At 71.4% G+C, this 16023-nt stretch carries 13 protein-coding genes; 4 read left to right on the top strand and 9 right to left on the bottom strand.

Annotated elements, in window-relative coordinates; all coding sequences use genetic code 11:
• Positions 1–148 precede the first annotated feature (148 nt).
• The 9 genes from H7A69_RS01980 to H7A69_RS01940 all read right to left on the bottom strand — a co-directional run bounded on the left by H7A69_RS01980 (position 149) and on the right by H7A69_RS01940 (position 11176).
• Positions 149–2599: an FN3 domain-containing metallophosphoesterase family protein gene (locus H7A69_RS01980; protein WP_182045511.1), complete on the bottom strand. Its 2451-nt coding sequence runs from the start codon at positions 2597–2599 to the stop codon at positions 149–151.
• Positions 2600–2932: 333 nt separating this feature from the next.
• Positions 2933–3811, bottom strand: a complete 879-nt coding sequence (locus H7A69_RS01975) for a hypothetical protein (RefSeq protein WP_182045510.1) — start codon at positions 3809–3811, stop codon at positions 2933–2935.
• A gap of 102 nt (positions 3812–3913) precedes the next feature.
• Positions 3914–4528 carry a response regulator gene (locus H7A69_RS01970; protein WP_069712556.1) on the bottom strand — a complete coding sequence of 205 codons (615 nt, stop codon included), beginning with the start codon at positions 4526–4528 and terminating at the stop codon, positions 3914–3916.
• Positions 4525–5907 carry an ATP-binding protein gene (locus tag H7A69_RS01965; RefSeq protein ID WP_182045509.1) on the bottom strand — a complete coding sequence of 461 codons (1383 nt, stop codon included), beginning with the start codon at positions 5905–5907 and terminating at the stop codon, positions 4525–4527. Before H7A69_RS01965 ends, H7A69_RS01970 begins: the two co-directional genes overlap by 4 nt.
• Positions 5908–6047: 140 nt before the next feature.
• On the bottom strand, positions 6048–7175 hold the full coding sequence (locus tag H7A69_RS01960) for a Gfo/Idh/MocA family protein (RefSeq protein ID WP_182045508.1): 1128 nt from the start codon (positions 7173–7175) through the stop codon (positions 6048–6050).
• On the bottom strand, positions 7172–8038 hold the full coding sequence (locus H7A69_RS01955; RefSeq protein WP_259346029.1) for a ThuA domain-containing protein: 867 nt from the start codon (positions 8036–8038) through the stop codon (positions 7172–7174). Before H7A69_RS01955 ends, H7A69_RS01960 begins: the two co-directional genes overlap by 4 nt.
• A gap of 50 nt (positions 8039–8088) precedes the next feature.
• Positions 8089–8982, bottom strand: a complete 894-nt coding sequence (locus tag H7A69_RS01950; protein WP_182045507.1) for a carbohydrate ABC transporter permease — start codon at positions 8980–8982, stop codon at positions 8089–8091.
• Complete coding sequence (locus tag H7A69_RS01945) at positions 8979–9929, bottom strand: carbohydrate ABC transporter permease (protein ID WP_182045506.1); 951 nt, start codon at positions 9927–9929, stop codon at positions 8979–8981. The genes H7A69_RS01950 and H7A69_RS01945 overlap by 4 nt, the downstream gene beginning before the upstream one ends.
• Before the next feature lie 65 nt (positions 9930–9994).
• Complete coding sequence (locus H7A69_RS01940; RefSeq protein ID WP_259346028.1) at positions 9995–11176, bottom strand: ABC transporter substrate-binding protein; 1182 nt, start codon at positions 11174–11176, stop codon at positions 9995–9997.
• Positions 11177–11407: 231 nt separating this feature from the next.
• On the opposite strand from H7A69_RS01940, the gene H7A69_RS01935 reads away from it, so the two are divergent.
• The 4 genes from H7A69_RS01935 (at position 11408) to H7A69_RS01920 (ending at position 15969) form a co-directional block, all read left to right on the top strand.
• A complete protein-coding gene (locus H7A69_RS01935) occupies positions 11408–12427 on the top strand; it encodes a LacI family DNA-binding transcriptional regulator (protein ID WP_182045504.1) in 1020 nt (339 codons plus the stop codon).
• A 379-nt stretch (positions 12428–12806) separates the two neighbouring features.
• A complete protein-coding gene (locus H7A69_RS01930) occupies positions 12807–14126 on the top strand; it encodes an ABC transporter substrate-binding protein (RefSeq protein WP_182045503.1) in 1320 nt (439 codons plus the stop codon).
• Positions 14123–15121, top strand: a complete 999-nt coding sequence (locus H7A69_RS01925) for a carbohydrate ABC transporter permease (RefSeq protein WP_259346027.1) — start codon at positions 14123–14125, stop codon at positions 15119–15121. The genes H7A69_RS01930 and H7A69_RS01925 overlap by 4 nt, the downstream gene beginning before the upstream one ends.
• Positions 15121–15969, top strand: a complete 849-nt coding sequence (locus tag H7A69_RS01920) for a carbohydrate ABC transporter permease (RefSeq protein WP_182045502.1) — start codon at positions 15121–15123, stop codon at positions 15967–15969. The genes H7A69_RS01925 and H7A69_RS01920 overlap by 1 nt, the downstream gene beginning before the upstream one ends.
• The last annotated feature ends 54 nt before the right edge of the window (positions 15970–16023 follow it).

Genomic DNA, 16023 nt, shown 5'->3' with positions numbered 1-16023 from the left:
TACGCCCGTTCCTGCCCGGTACGCCCGGTTCCGCCCGGCGCGCGCCGCCCCATGCCCGCCCGGCACACAGGGGCGGGGTCCGGGCGACGGACGCACGGGAGGCACGGTGCGGGTCCGACCCGCACCGTGCCTCCCGTGGGTGGTCGCGTCAGACGCGCCGGCGGCGGGCAGCCAGGGCGATGCCGAGCCCGGCGGCGATCGCCAGGGCACTGCCCGCGGCGAGCGGCAGGACGTCGGCGCCGGTGAAGGCGAGCTCGCCGGTCGGCTGACCGGTGACCGGGTCGATCACGAACGCGAACGTGGCCCACGTGGCGACGCTGCCGTCGGCGCGCTGGGCGACGAGGGTGTGCGTGCCGGACGCGAGGTCGACCGGCAGCTGGAGCGTCAGCACGCCGTCGTCGTCGCTCGCGAGGTCACCGAGGTACTCCGCGTCCGAGTGCACGAACCAGTCGAACGGGGTACCGGCCAGGGCGCGGGGGACGGTCACGGTGACGGTGCCGGCCTCGACGTCGACGGCGTCCACCCGCAGCGTGTGCGTCGCCTCCGTCAGGGTCGACAGGTCGGCGGCGACGGGAGCGTCGTCGGCCGGAGCGGTCGGCTCGTCGCCGGGCTCGCCGGGCTCGGTGGGCTCGTCGCCGGGCTCGGTACCCGGGTCGGTCGGCTCGGACGGGTCCGTCGGGCCGGTGCCGGGGTCGGTCGGCTCGGACGGGTCCGTCGGCTCGGCCGGCTTCTGCAGCGTCACCGCGTCCACCACCGACAGGTCCTCCGACCGGTACGTCGTCATCGCGATGGAGTCGCCCGAGACCTCGACGTTGGTGAAGTTCGGCGTGTACTCCTGGTTCTGCACCGCCGCGAAGTCGAACGGACCCGGCTTGATGTCGTAGTACTTGCTGCCCGACGACGAGTTGGCCGTCACGTAGAGCACCTCGTCGCCCGACGGCGTGACCTCGGCGGCCGGCTCACCGGAACCGGTCGGGGTGGTGCCGCTCATGAGGTAGCTGCGGACGTACACGTGGTCGTGGCCCATGAGCACCAGGTCCACGTCGAGCGCGCTCAGTGCCGGCGGCAGGTCGGCGCGACGCGTGATGATGTCCGAGTCGTCGGCGTGCGAGGCCGTGCTGTACACCGAGTGGTGGAACGTGACGACCTTCCAGCGGGCCTCGTCACCGTGCTCGGCGAGCACCTTTCGCGCGAACTCCGCGTGGCCGGCGTCGTCCATGTCGTTCGAGTTGAACGAGATGTAGAGCGTGTCGCCGTAGACGAACCAGTAGTCGCCGCCGGCGCGCGCGGCGTCGGGCTTGCCGTGCTCGGCGCTGACGTTCGGCAGGTTGAAGTGCTGCTCGTAGGCCAGGCTCGCGACGTCGTGGTTGCCGATGTTCGTCACGAGCGGGATGCGCTGCAGCTGGTCGGGCGAGAGGAAGCCCTCGTACTGGGCCTCGTTCGAGGCCGTGTTCACCTGATCACCGGCGGAGAACACCATCTCCGAGTCGGGGAAGGCGCGCTCGGCGACGTCGAGCGTGTCGTTCCACCCGTCGGTGTCCGAGGCCGCGTTGCCGGACGCACCGATCTGGGCGTCGCCGATGAACAGGAACGAGTAGTCGCCGTCGCCGTCACCGGTGCGGAACGTGGTCACCGGGCTCCAGCCGTCGGTGTCGCTGCCGACGCGGTACGCGTACTCGCTCGACGGCGCGAGGCCGGCGAGCGTGGCGTGGTGGTACTGCTGCCCGTCGGTGGCGGTGCCAGAGGTGCTGGCGACCTTGGTGACGCCGGTCGTCGGGAAGGCGCCGTCGACGAGCTTCGCAGCGGGGACGACCTGCGCGCCCTCGGCCGCTGCCGAGTCGGAGTACCAGGCGAGGTTGCGCGAGGAGGCGTCGGCGCCGATCGTCATCACGACGTCGGAGATCGTCGCGGGTCGCGCAGCGTCCACCGGGGTCAGGGACGGCATGTCGAAGTAGACGTCCGAGCTGTTCGAACGGCCCTGGTACAGCGCGACCGCGATGTCGTTCGCGCCCTCGTGCAGGAGCGCGGCGTCGACCGAGAACGTGCTGGTGTCCGGGTCCGACCCGTTGTCTCCGGCGTACTGCACGTTCTGCGTGACGCCGCCGTCCTCGAAGCCGGCCACCTTCGTGCCGTTCACGTACACGACGAGCGCGTCGTCGTACACGACCTCGGCGGTGAGCGACTTCCACGCGGCGAGGTCGGTCGCGTCGGCCTCGAACGAGGTCCGGAAGAAGTACGTCGGGACGTCCTTGCCGTCCGCGAGGTACTGCTCGAGCAGCGTGTCGACGGCGTGCCCGCCGCCCATGCCGGTCGCCGCGCCGTTCTTGGCACCGAACGACCCCTTCGCGGTCTTCCAGTCGCCCGTGGGCAGTGCGCCCGTCGTCCAGGCGGTGCGGTCGGTCTGCCCGGCGGCGGGGTCGGACCCGTCCTCCAGGTACTGCCACTCGGTGGTCGCCGAGGTGACGAGCGGTGCCTCCTCGGCGGAGGCGGCGGGGACGGAGCCGATCATCGTGGTGGCGGCGATCGCGGCGAGGGCCGCGGTGGCGGCTCCGACCGTGCGTGCGGTGCGCCGCCGTCGTGCGGGGTGCTGCGGGGTCATGGTGTCCTTGTCGTCGAGACCCCCTCGTGGGGGCCGTGGACATCCGAGCCGGCTGAGGTGACGTACAGGTTTCCAGCGGTCGTACGCAAGCGGAACTGTCAGCCCGCACAGCCTTCGGACCCGCGTCCGCCCGTTCCTTCCCGTACCGTCCGCGATGGCAAGCGGAATCGGGTGTACCTGGTGATCCTGGCCGACCATGTACGCCCGTTCCTGCCCGGTACGCCCGGTCCCGCCCGGCGCGCGGGGGCGGACGGGTGTACCGGCGCGCGGGTGGGCGCAGCGGGAGACGGACGGGAGGCGCGGTGCCAGCCGGCACCGCGCCTCCCCGTCGCGTCAGCGCGACGTGGTCCCCAGCGGCTGCGGGTCCACCGGGTCCGGCGGGACCGGCAGCGAGCCGCGGATCTGGTTCTGCGCCTGGCAGTCGCTCGTGCAGTTCGTCGCGCCCTGCGAGAGCTCGACCGCGTCCTCGCCGAGCACGCCGCCGAGGCGTCCGCCGGGCTGCACGGTCCAGGTCGTGGTGGTCGCGGTCTGCGAGGTCTTCGTCGCGACCTGCGGGCTGTCCTTCCCGAGGAGCATCTGGTGCGCGTCGCTGCCCGAGGACACCGCCGCGACGCCGTCGCCGAAGTTGATCTTCCCCGTGTACGGGTTCGTGAAGTAGAACAGGCCGGCGCCGAGGGTGTGCGTGAACGTCACCGGCTGCGCGAACTCGGTCTCCATCTGGAAGATGCCGCCCTGCGCGCCGTCCTTCGCCTGGATCTTGTACTTGCCCGCTCCCGTGCCGAAGATCGCGACGAGCGTGTCGTCACGGACCTCGAGCGAGGACAGCTTCGTGCCGGCGAGCTGCGCGGCCGTGAGCGACGGGACCTTCGACGCGAACACCACGGTCGGCTTCGTCACCATCCGCTGCGAGTCCGGGGCACCCGTGAGCGTGTAGTCGTAGACGCCGAGGTCGGCGACGCGGATGTCGAAGCCGTTGTGCTTCCCGCGGACCGCGATGGTGCCGGAGACGGCGACGTCCTTGAGCTTGAAGTCCTTGCCCACCGCGGGGTTCGTCGTGGTGCCGTTGACGGTGACGGCGTAGTCACCGCCCGTCGAGGTCTTGCCGGACGCGTTCGCGGGGGAGACCCCGACGAGGGCTGCTGCGGCGACGGCGCCGAGCGCGACGACCGCGGCGATGCCGGTGGAGCGGCGTCGGGAGCGCTGGGTGTGCATGTGTGCCTCCTGAGGGCGACGGTGCGGGACGGAGCGTCCCTCGGGAACGATCGTCGCCGCAGCGCCGCGCGGGCACCATCGGACCTTGGTACTAGTACCCGCTCACCAGCCGTGGTCGCGGGCCCACAGGGCGGCGCTCGTCCGGTCCGCGACCCCGATGCGTCGGAAGAGCGACCCGACGTGCACCTTCACGGTCCGCTCGGCGATCCCGAGTTCGGTCGCGATCTGGCGGTTCGACAGGCCCCGCGCGATGCGCACCAGCACGTCGCGCTCCCGCGGCGGCAGCTCCGGGCCGTCCTCCCGCGGTGCCGCTCCGGGCAGCAGTGCGCGGGCGACCCGGGGATCGATCGGGGTCTCGTCGCGCGCGGCGGCCCGCACGGCGGCGACGACCTCGTCCGGCGCGGCGTCCTTGAGCAGGTACCCGGTGGCGCCGGCCGCCAGGGCGTCGCGCACACGGCGGTCGTCCGAGAAGGTGGTGAGCACGAGCACCCGGACGGCGGGCATCGCGGTCCGGAGGCGCGCCGTCGCGGCGACCCCGCCCTCGCCCGGCATCGACAGGTCCATCACGACCACGTCCGGTGCGGTCTCGGCGGCGCGTTCGACCGCCTCCTCGCCGGTGGCCGCCTCGCCCACCACCGTGCAGTCGTCGGTCGTGCCGAGCACGGCCCGCAACCCCTGCCGGACCAGGGCGTGGTCGTCGACGAGCAGGACCCTCACCGCAGGGCCTCGGTCTCGGCGGGGACCGTCAGCTGCCAGGTCGTGCCGGCACCCGGCGCGGTCCGGAGCACGAGCGCACCGCCGGTGTCCTCGGCGACCTCGCGCAGCAGCGTCGTCCCGAGGTGTCCCGGTCGGGACGGTGCGTCGAGGAGGTCCGGCTCGAAGCCGGTCCCGTCGTCGGCGACGGTCACCCGCAGGTCCGGGCCGTCCACCCGCACCCGGACGTCGATCCGGGTCGCGCGGGCGTGCTGCGCCGCGTTCCAGACGGCCTCGCGGACGAAGCGGACGGCGGCCGTCATGGCCGCCGGCGACGCCGCGACCGTGTCGGGGACGTCGACCACGGTCATAGTCCCCGCGCCGCGGGCCCGTGCGCACGCGTCGTCGAGCGCCGCGCGGAGGCCGTCGCGTTCGGGTGCTGCCGGACGGATCGTCGACATCGAGGTGCGGAGCGAGGACACGGCGGCACGGAGGGTCGTCGCGGCCGCCCGGGTCTCGGGCACCGACCCGAGGGACAGCGCGAGCCCCGCGACGTCCTGCACGGGACCGTCGTGCAGCTCGCGGGCGAGTCGGCGCCGCTCGGCGACCTCGGCGTCGAGCGCTCGTCCGAGCAGGCGTTCGCGCTGCCGCTGGCCGGACCGGATCCGGACGAGCAGCCACAGCAGCAGCGGCACGAGCAGCACCAGCACCACCCCGACCGTGCCGAAGGCCAGGGCGGCGAACGCGCCGCGCAGGTCGGCGGCGCGGGCGAGCACGTCGCCGTACGGGCGGTACGCCTCGAAGAGCAGCGCCTCGCCGGAGGGCGTGTGCACGGCCTGGTACGCCTCGAGCAGCGGACCGTGGCCCCGCTCGTACCGGTTCTCCGCGCCCTCGAGCTCGGACACCTCGGCGTCGGAGCGGTCGGTGCGCAGCGCTTCGAGGTCCTCGTCGGACAGCGGGAAGCGCTCGCCGACCAGCCGCGGCTCGTCGGACCACAGCACCGTGCCGTCGGCCGACCAGAGCTTCATCCGGACGGTCGACCCGGCGCTGACCTGCCCGGCGAGGGCGTCGTCGAGTCGCGCGCGTGCGGCGGCACGGTCGGTGGCGCTCGCCGCGGGATCGGCGACGGTGTCGGTGAGCGCGGGTTCGACGACGATCCGGGCGAGGGCCGCGGTGTCGGCGGTCGCGTCGCGCACCGCGAACGACTCCGCGACCCGCTGCGACACGAGCGTGCCGACGGTCGCCACGGCGGCGCCGCCGACGAGCGCGGCGAGGACGACGCCGACCAGCACGCGACGCCAGGGCGTGCGACCGGTACGGCGGCGCGGGTCGGCGGCGACGAGCACGAGGGGTTCCGGGAGCGTCCCGCTGTTCCCGCTGTCCGAAGAACTTTGTCCGTGCACGGAGCAACCGTAACCCGAGCGCTGCTCGGGCCCCGATGGGACGGGACCACGGGAGCGGACCACGAGACGGACGGGAGGCGCGGTGCCAGCCGGCACCGCGCCTCCCGTCCGTCCCTGGTCGGGTCCGGAGACCGCTCGCCTCAGGCGGCCGTCGCGCGGTCCGCCGCGTGGGTGGACGCGAGCGCCTGCCGCACCGACGTCCACGCGGCGAGCCGCTCCCGGACGGCGTCGTCCCGTTCGACCTCGAGCGCAGTGGCGTGCGCCTGCTCGAGCACGTCGTCGACCACGACCCGCTGCCCGGACCGCGCCGACGCGATCGCGGCGTCGACCATCACCAGGCTCATCACGTTGCCGTGGACCTCGCCGTCGGGGACGACCCCGGTGCGGACCGCCCGGACGAACGACGCCAGCGACCCGGCGATCTCCGTCCCGACGCCCGGTGCCGCGGCCGGGGCACCCGGTGCGCCGTCGACGATGCTCGACGGGTCGTGGTCGCCGTCCCACACCGCGGAGCCGGCCGCGCCGGTAGCCCGCCAGTCGCCGTTCCACGAGGTCTCGTCGCCGGGCGCGCACCACGAACCGTCGTAGACGTACCGGACGTCGTCCTCGAACGTGAAGACCGCTGCCGCGTTCGCGTCCCCGCGGTACCAGGACCACGACGGGTTCCAGGACTCGCAGTAGACCGACACCGGGTCCCGGTCGAGCACGTAGCGCGCCGAGTCGAACGCGTGGATCGCCATGTCGAGGAGCAGGACGTCGTCCATCTCCTCGCGGAAGCCGCCGAAGTGCGGGGCCTTCGCGAAGCGCGTGTTGAGGCCGCCGACCGCGCCGAGCGCCCGGACGTGCTGCCGGAACGCGACGAGCTGGTCGTTGTACCGGCGTGACTGGGACACCATGAAGAGCTGGCCGGTCGCCTCGGCGGCCGCCGCCAGGGACAGGGCCTCGGCGACGGTCTGCGCGGCGGGCTTCTCGCCGAGCACCGGCAGGCCGGCGTGCAGGGCGTCCATCGTGACGGGGTGGTGGGCGACGGGGACGGTGATGTCGAGGACGGCCTCGGCGCCGGTGTCGGCGAGGAGCGCCGGCAGGTCGCGGCCGACCGGGATCGACGGCGCCCCGGCCAGCTCGGCCCCCGCGCGTGCGGCGTCGAGGTCGAGGTCCACCACGCCGACGAGCTCGACGTCCGGGTCCGCCGCGACGGTGCTGAGCCATGCCCGGCCCATCCCGCCCGCGCCGACCTGCACGACCCGCAGCGGGGCGTGGTCGGTCATGCGCGGGCCTCGACGGTCTCGGTGGCTGCCGCGTCCTCGGGCGCGTCGGTGGTCGCCTCGTCCTCGGGCGCGTCGGTGGTCGCCTCGTCCTCGGGGGCGTCGTCGAACGGACCGCGGTAGTGCTGGCCGTCGAAGTACTCGCCGAGGTCGTAGCGGCGGAGCGTCGGCAGCTCGCGCTCCCGCTCCGGCCGCGCCCACTCGGTGGCGTTCGCGATCACACGGCGGACGTCCTTGTGGTGGTACACGGGGAAGTCCTGGTCGCCGGGGGAGAAGTAGAAGATCTTCCCGAGCCCGCGGCGGTACGTCATGCCGCTCCGGAACACCTCGCCGCCGGTGAACCCCGAGATGAAGACCAGCTCGTCGGGCGTCGGCACGTCGAAGTACTCGCCGTACATCTCCTGCTCGGGGATGACGATCGGGTTCGGGACCCCGCGGGTGATCGGGTGCTGCGGGTTGACCGTCCAGACGAGCTCCTGGTCGTGCTCGCTCCGCCAGCGCAGCGTGCAGGTGGTGCCCATCAGCTTGCCGAAGATCTTCGACCAGTGGCCGGAGTGCAGGACCACGAGCCCCATGCCGGACAGCACGTGCTTGTGGACGCGGTCGACCACGGCGTCGTCGACGTCGGCGTGGGCGGCGTGCCCCCACCAGGTCAGGACGTCGGTCTCGGCGAGCACGGCGTCGGTCAGGCCGTGCTCGGGCTCCTGCATGGTCGCGGTGCGGACGACGGCGTCCGGCAGGTTCTCGCGGATGCCGTCGGCGATCGCGCCGTGCATGCCGTCCGGGTACCGCTCGGCGACGTGCGGCTCGACCTGCTCGTGGACGTTCTCGCCCCAGACGGTGACGCGGAGGGGGGTGCTGGTCATGGTGGGCCTTTCTGGCTCGGAGGGTGCGGGGGTCGTGTGCGGTGGCGTCGTCACTTGACGGCACCGCCGAGCGCACCCGCGGAGATGTAGCGCTGGGCGACGATCAGGAGGACCGCTGCGGGGAGGGACGCCAGGACGCTGGTCGCCATCACGGGGCCCCAGTCGGTGACGTTGGACCCGATGTAGTTGTAGATGCCGAGGGTGATCGGACGGACGGCGTCGGTGGACGTCAGGGTGAGGGCGATGAGGAAGTCGCCCCAGGCGCCGAGGAACGTGAACAGCGCCGCCGTGACGATCGCGTTGCGGCTGATCGGCAGGACGATCGACACGAAGGCCCGGAGGTCGTTCGCGCCGTCGACCAGTGCTGCCTCGACCAGGCTCGGCGGGATCGACTCCATGAACGCCCGCATGAGCAGGATCGCGAAGGGGACCTGCACGGCGCTGTCGGCGAGGATCAGACCGAGGTAGCTGTTGAGCAGCCCGACGTTGTTGAACAGCGTGTATAGCGCGTTCGCGATCACGATGCCGGGGACCATCTGCGTGACGAGCAGGACGAGCAGCAGCGTCCTCGTGCCGCGCATCCTGAAGCGCGCCAGACCGTACGCCGCCGGGGTGGCGACGGCGAGCGTCAGGACCACCGTGCCGAGGCCGATGATCATGCTCGAGACGAAGTTCTGCCCCTGCTGGGCGAACGCCGTCCGGTAGCCGGCGAAGGTCGGGTTCCACGGGAACCAGGTGGCGGTCGCGGCACCCGAGGTGGCCTGCAGGCTCGTGTTCACCATCCAGTAGACGGGGAAGATCATGATCGCGAGGAACACGATCCCGAGGACGGTGAACGGCAGGCCCTTCACCGAGCCGCGCGGGCGACGGGTGCGCTCGCTGCGTCGGCGGGTCGTGATGGCCCTGGTGGCCGTGACGGTGCTGCTCGCGAGTCCGACGCTCATTCGTCGACCGCCTTCCTGGAGATCGCGATGTAGATCATCGCGAAGACGAACGAGACGACGATGAGCACGTTGCTCACCGCGGCTCCGATGCCGAACTGGAAGTTGATGAAGGACTGGTGGTACGCGTTCGTGGCGAGCGTCTGAGTGGAGTTCGCCGGGCCGCCGCCGGTCAGGCCGAGGATGATGTCGACCACCTTCAGCGTGTAGACGACCCCGAGCACGATCACCACGCTCACGACCGACCGGATGCTCGGCCAGGTGATGTACCAGAAGGCCTTGAACCCGGTGGCGCCGTCGAGGGCACCCGCCTCGTAGAGCTCCGGCGGCACGGACTGCAGGCCGCTGTAGAGGATCGTCGTGTTGAAGGGGATACCGAGCCAGACGTTCACGCCGATCACGGCGATGAGGGCGAGGCTCGGGCTGACCAGCCACGGCACCGGGCCGATGCCGACGACCCCGAGCAGCTGGTTCAGGGCGCCGCTGTCCTGGTCGAGGAGCCACTTCCACACCGCGCTCGACGCGATGAGGGGCAGCAGCCAGGGCAGGAGGAGCAGGCCGCGGAGGAAGCCGGACAGCGGGAAGTGCCGCCGGAAGAACAGTGCGAGGCCGAGCCCGAGGACGAACTGCAGCACGATGGAGCCGGCCGTGAACAGGGCGGTGTTGACGACGCTCGTCGTGAACACGCTGCTCGAGAAGACCGAGACGTAGTTGGCGAAGCCCACCCAGGGCGCCTCGCCGGTGAAGAAGGTCTTGGTCGTGTAGTCCTGGAACGACATCACGACGTTCTTGACGACCGGGTAGCCGAAGAACACGGCGACGAAGACCGCCGCCGGGACGACGAACAACCAACGGGTGAAGCCGGAGCGGAGCCGCGCGCGGCGCTGTCCCGGGCGGACGGAGGCCGCGGGCGTGGTCGCCCTGGGCCGGATCTGTGTCGAGGCGCTCAATGTCAGGTCCTTTGCGTCTGGGGACGGGAGGAGCCGGTCGTGCGGACCGGCTCCTCCCGTTTCCGCTACTGGTTCTGCGACTGCGCCTGCTCGAGCGCCTGCTCGGGGTCGGCCTTGCCGGTCAGCGCGAGCTGGACGGCGGTGTAGATCTTCGTGGCGGCCTTGGGCCAGTCCGGGCCGAGCTCACCGGTGCGGGCGCGGGCGGTCTGCACCGTGGTGACGAACGAGGCGACGTCGGCGTGGTCCTTCGCCCAGGCCTTGCCGACCTCGATGTTGGTCGGCACGTTGCCGCTGACGCCGGCCAGGACGGCCTGCATCTTGTCGCTGTTGAGGCACCCGACGAACTTGCCGGCGAGCTGCATGGTGTCCTTGTCGCCGGTCTGCGGGACGGTGAACGCCTCGCCGCCGAGCGGGGCGACGGTCTCCGAGCCGGTGCGGGTCGGGATCGGGACGCTGTCGAACTGCAGGTCCTTCGCCTTCTTCAGTGCCGGCAGCTGCCACGGGCCGTTGATCATCATCGCGGCCTTGCCCGCGATGAACTGGTTGTTGACGTCGGCCTGCGCCCAGTTGATCGAGCTCTTCGACATCGAGCCGTCGGCCTGCAGGTCCTGCACGAGCTGGAGCGCCTGCGCCGCCTCCGGCGTGGCGATGTCCTTCTCGTCACCGCCGTTCGACCAGAAGAAGGGCAGGAACTGCCAGGTGCCCTCGTAGGTGTTGATGTTGCTCATCGCGAAGCCGTAGGTCGACCCCTTCGTCAGCGTCTTCGCGGCGGTCTTGAGCTCGTCCCACGTCTTCGGCGGCTGGACACCGGCGTCCGCGAGCAGCTTCTTGTTGTAGTACAGCGCGATCGAGTTCGTGTTCGGCTGCAGGCCGTAGAGCTTGCCCTCGAACGTGTTCGCGCCCTTGACGCCGGGGACGTCGTCGTCCGCGTCGAGGCCGTAGTCGGACAGGTCGGAGAGCGCGCCGGACGAGGCGATCTGCTGCACGTCGGGGTTGTCGAGCATGAGGACGTCGGGCAGGGTCCGCGACGACGCCTGCTGCAGCACCTTCGAGATGAGGCCGGCTCCGGCGACGTGGTTGCTCTTCACCTCGACACCGACGTCCTTCGCGCACTGCTGGTACACGGGGTCGTAGTTCGCGTCGTAGTAGTCCTCGATCGTGAGGGTCTTGCCGCCGCCGGACGACGAGGCGTTCCCGGAGCCGGAGCAGCCGGCCAGGACGAGGGGGACCGTCGCGGCGACTGCCACGGCGCCGACGAGGGCGCGGGTCCTGCGGGACGTGGAGCGGGAACCAGGCTTCATTGCACTGCTCTTCTCTTCGCGTTTGCGGGGGAGGACGCGGTGCGACGACTCCACTGACGTCGTCGTCGCGGTGGTCCTGGGGCGAGAAGCTAACAGAAAAGCGCTTCACCTGTAAAGCGCTTTTCTCGATCGGGGCGAGAGATATGCTCGTACCATCCGACCGCTCCAGGAGGCGTGATGGCGACGATGCAGCAGGTGGCCGACCGCGCGGGCGTCTCCATCGCGACGGTGTCCTTCGTCGTGAACGGCACGAAGTACGTCACCCCCGCGACGACCGCCAAGGTGACCGCCGCCATGCGCGAGCTGAAGTTCCGGGGGAACGTCGTCGCACGGGCGCTCGCGAGCCGGCGGACCCGCATCGTCGCGCTGCTCTTCCCGACCACCGGCAACCGCTTCAGCTCCACCACGTCCGACTTCTTCATGAGCGCCGCCGAGCGGGCGTCCGAGCGCGGGTACCACCTGGTGCTCTGGCCCGTGGACCCCGCGGGAGAGGACCTCGACGACCTCGTCTCCGGCGGGCTCGTCGACGGTGTGGTCCTCATGGAGGTGCGGATGGAGGACCCCCGGGTGGTCAAGCTCGCCGACCTCGGCGTGCCCTTCACCCTGATCGGCCGGACGCGGGACAGCACCGCACTGCCGTTCGTCGACATCGACTTCGAGACCACGATCGAGGACGGCCTCGACCACCTGCAGGGCCTCGGGCACCGTCGCTTCGGGCTGGTGCTCGAGAACCTCGAGGGCACGCCGATGGCCGGGTACGCCCCGCACCTCCGGGTCGAGGACACCTTCCGGCGCTCCGTGGTCGACCGGGGCTGCACCGGCACCGTGGTGTACGCCGGTCCGGGCAGCGACGGCGGACGCGAGGCCGCGCGCGAACTCCTCGACGCCGACCCGGACGTCACCGCCGTGCTCGTGATGAAGGACGACTCGGCGGCCGGGCTCCTGGTCGGGATGTACGCCGCCGGGCGCCGCGTGCCCGACGACGTCTCGGTCCTGAGCATCGCGTCCTCCGCTGCGGCCGGCGACCAGCACCACCCGCGGCTCTCGGTGATGATCGCCCCGGGTCGGGAGCTCGGCGTCCGCGCGGCCGATGCCCTGATCGACCAGCTCGACGGCACCTCGGCCGAGCTCCCGCACTTCCTGCTGCCGTGCGAGCTGCGCCCCGCCGAGTCGACCGCCGCCGCGCCCACGCGCTGACGCGGACGCGCTGCGCGAGGCTCGCCGCTGCGGACACTTTCGTGGCACGCGCCCCGCGAAAGTGTCCGCCTGGCCGAGACTCGGGCGCCGGCGAACGCGGTGTGGCCGGGCCGGCCGCCGGACGGGAGGCGCGTGCCGGGGTCGCCCCGCTCCTCCCGTCCGCCCCGCGCGAGCGACAGTGCTGCGCGAGGCTCGCCGCGGCGGACACTTTCGTGGCACGCGCCCCGCGAAAGTGTCCGCCTGGCCGAGACTCGTGCGCCGCCCCGCCACGCACCGCACCGCCACCGCACCGCACCTGTGCGTGCACTCAGGCTCGCTTGCCAGGGTGGACGGACAGGTACGCCGGGTGCACCGCCGCACCCCTCGTCGAGGAGGACGCATGGCCATCGACCGCAGACTCTTCCTGCTCGGGGGCGCGGGGGTGCTGCTGCTCGCCGGCTGCTCGACCCGACCCGAGCGCACGACCGTCGAGCAGTGGCCGACGGAACCGCCGGAGGGCGACGTCACGATCAGCTGGTGGGCCGGGCAGATCGCCTCGAAGGACGGCGGGGACCTCCGCCGGCAGCTCATCGCGGAGTTCCAGAAGGAACACCCGAACATCCGCGTCCGGATCGTCAGCGCGCCGAGCGACACCGACACGAACCGGACGAGCCTGACGACGCAGATCGCCGCCGGCAGCCCCACGCCCGACGTCTACCTCGGCGACGTCGCCTGGCCGGGGCAGTTCGCGAAGAACAAGCTCGCGACCCCGGTGAACCAGCTCGTCGGCGAGGACTTCTTCGAGCAGTTCCCCGAGGGTCTGCGGCAGGCGGCGAGCGTCGACGGGACCTACTACATGTTCCCGCTCTACATCGACGAGTCGTTCTTCCTGTACCGGCAGGACCTGCTCGACAAGCACGGGTTCCAGGTGCCGCGCTCGTGGGAGGAGGTCAAGGACACCGCCGCGAAGCTCGTCGACACCGGCGACGTCGACTACGGCTTCGCGTTCCAGGGCGACGTCTACGAGGGCCTGACCTGCAACGTCACGGAGTTCGTGGCGGACGCCGGCGGCTCGCTCCTCAACGACGACCTGACGAAGCCCGAGACGACGAGCTCCGAGACGAAGCGCGCGTTCGAGTTCATGCGGTCGCTCATCACCGACGGCGCCAGCCCCCGGGCCACCCTGACCTACCAGGAGCAGGACACGAACGACGCCTTCTCGGGCGGGCGCGCGGCGTTCCTGCGCAACTGGTCGTACGCCTGGGGGATCGCGAACGGTCCGGACTCGGCGGTCGCCGGCAAGGTCGGGCTCGCGGCGCGCCCCACCTTCGACGGCATGCAGGACCACCACTCGACGATCGGCGGCTGGGGGAACTACATCAACCCGCACACGCAGCAGCCGGCCGCCGCGCTGACCTTCGCGTCGTGGATGTCGAGTGAGACGGCGCAGCAGTTCCTCACCCGCGAGGGCGGGGTCTTGCCGGCGCGCAGCGCGAGCCTCGTCAGCGAGGACGCGAAGCGCCAGCAGCGCCCGACCTACGACACCGCCGCGGGCATCACGCTCGTGCCCCGCCCGACCTCCACGGCGTACTACCCGAAGGTCTCGCAGGGCGTCTACCAGAACGGCAACAGCATCCTCGGCGGGCAGGCGTCGGTCGACGGCGGCACCGGCGCGATGGCGTCGGCGATCTCGCTCGCCCTGTCGGGGGAGGCGCTGTGAGCGCCGGCACCGAGATGCGTGCGGCAGCGACGCGGTCGCAGACGACGGGCGCGGGGCGGACGGGAGGCGCGGGTCGCCACGACGGGTACCGCCCGACGACGGGGCGGTCGCGCATGGAGCGCATCCGTGCGCGGGGTGCGTGGGGCTTCGCCGCCCCGGCGCTCCTGGTCGTCGCCGCGGTCACGATCTTCCCGGTGGTGTACTCGATCGTCCTGAGCTTCGCGGACGTCGAGATCGGCTACGACGGGTTCAGCATCCAGGGCTTCGGCCTCGGCAACTACGCGGCGCTGCTGCAGAGCGCCGACTGGTACCGGGCGCTCGGCTTCACGGTGCTCTACACGGTCGTGACGGTGTCGGTCGAGCTCGTGCTCGGCATGCTCGTCGCCCTCGTGCTCGAACGGCTCGGGGTCACCCGCGGCTGGATGCTCGCGCTGCTCCTCGTGCCGTGGTCGCTCGTGACGATCGTCAACGCGCAGCTCTGGAAGTACATCTACGACTCGACGTACGGCGTCGCGACGTGGTTCTTCGGCCTGTTCGGCGACGCGCCGGTCATCCTCGGCGAACCGGTCCCCGCGATCACCGGGCTCATGGTGGCCGACATCTGGAAGACGACGCCCTTCGTGGCCATCATCCTGCTCGCCGGCCTCGTGCAGATCTCGGAGGACCTCTACGAGGCCGCCGAGCTCGACGGGGCGAACGGGTGGCAGACGTTCTGGCGGGTCGTCGTCCCGCAGCTGACCCCGACCCTGACGATCGCGGTGCTCTTCCGCGTGCTGCAGGCGTTCGGCGTCTTCGACCTGCCGTTCGTGCTGACGAACGGCGGGCCGGGCACCACCACCCAGTCGCTCGCGATCATGGGCTACAAGGTGCTCTTCCAGGACATCAACATCGGACCGGGCGCCGCGATCGCGACGAGCACCGCGGTCATCGTGGCCGTCGGGTGCCTGCTGTTCCTGCGGGCGTTCCGGAACCAGGCGAAGGGAGGGGATGCCTGATGCCCCGTCAACGTGTCCGCAAGGGCTGGCGGAAGTGGGTCAACACCGTGAACGTCAGCGGTGTCGTCATCGCGGTGCTCACGGCGCTGCCGCTGTACTGGCTCGTGTCGACGTCGCTCAAGCCGTCGTCGGAGATCGCCCAGTCGCCGCCGACGATCTGGCCCCGGTCGCTGACCTTCGACAACTTCGTCGTGGCCTTCCGGGACAACGCGCTCGGTCAGTACATGGTGAACAGCGTGATCGTGTCGGTGTCGACGACCGTGATCGTGCTCGCGCTGTCGTTCCTCGCCGGGTACGCCCTCGCCGGTCGGTGGATCAAGGGCCGCACGGCGATCATGACGTCGCTGCTCATGCTCTCGGTCTTCCCGGCGATCGCCGTCCTGACCCCGCTGTACCTGCTCGAGCGGAACCTCGGTCTGCTCAACTCGTACCCGGGCCTGATCATCCCGTACGTGGCGTTCAACCTGCCGTTCGCGATCTGGATCATGCGGAACTACCTGCAGGGGATCCCGTCGACCATCGAGGAGGCGTCCGAGATCGACGGCGCCGGCGCCTGGCGCACCGTCCTGTCGGTGATCCTGCCGATGGCGAAGCCCGGGCTCTTCACGGTCGGCGTGTTCACGTTCACGGCGTCGTGGAGCGAGTTCCTCATGGCGCTGACGTTCAACAGCGAGAACTCGTTCCGGACGATCCCGGTCGGCATCGCCCTGTTCGGCACCCAGTTCACCGTCCCGTTCGCGCAGATCTTCGCCGCCAGTGTCGCCGCGACGGTCCCGATCGTCATCCTCGTCCTGGTGTTCCGCCGGTCGATCGTGTCGGGCCTGACCTCGGGCGCGGTGAAGGGCTGAGACCCGGTCCCGGTACCCGGTGCGGGTCCCGGATCGGCCCCATGACGGACGGGA

Source organism: Curtobacterium sp. ME26 (assembly GCF_903970945.1).
Lineage (GTDB): Bacteria > Actinomycetota > Actinomycetes > Actinomycetales > Microbacteriaceae > Curtobacterium > Curtobacterium citri.
The sequence above is the reverse complement of the archived record's forward strand: the minus strand, read 5'-3'. Positions and strand labels throughout refer to the sequence as shown.

Excerpts from the sequence above, each read along its gene's own strand:
- H7A69_RS01955 (WP_259346029.1), bottom strand. The coding sequence starts at position 8,038 with ATGACCAGCACCCCCCTCCGCGTCACCGTCTGGGGCGAGAACGTCCAC.
- H7A69_RS01975 (WP_182045510.1), bottom strand. The coding sequence starts at position 3,811 with ATGCACACCCAGCGCTCCCGACGCCGCTCCACCGGCATCGCCGCGGTC.
- H7A69_RS01930 (WP_182045503.1), top strand. The coding sequence starts at position 12,807 with ATGGCCATCGACCGCAGACTCTTCCTGCTCGGGGGCGCGGGGGTGCTG.
- H7A69_RS01980 (WP_182045511.1), bottom strand. The coding sequence starts at position 2,599 with ATGACCCCGCAGCACCCCGCACGACGGCGGCGCACCGCACGCACGGTC.
- H7A69_RS01960 (WP_182045508.1), bottom strand. The coding sequence starts at position 7,175 with ATGACCGACCACGCCCCGCTGCGGGTCGTGCAGGTCGGCGCGGGCGGG.
- H7A69_RS01935 (WP_182045504.1), top strand. The coding sequence starts at position 11,408 with ATGGCGACGATGCAGCAGGTGGCCGACCGCGCGGGCGTCTCCATCGCG.
- H7A69_RS01950 (WP_182045507.1), bottom strand. The coding sequence starts at position 8,982 with ATGAGCGTCGGACTCGCGAGCAGCACCGTCACGGCCACCAGGGCCATC.
- H7A69_RS01920 (WP_182045502.1), top strand. The coding sequence starts at position 15,121 with ATGCCCCGTCAACGTGTCCGCAAGGGCTGGCGGAAGTGGGTCAACACC.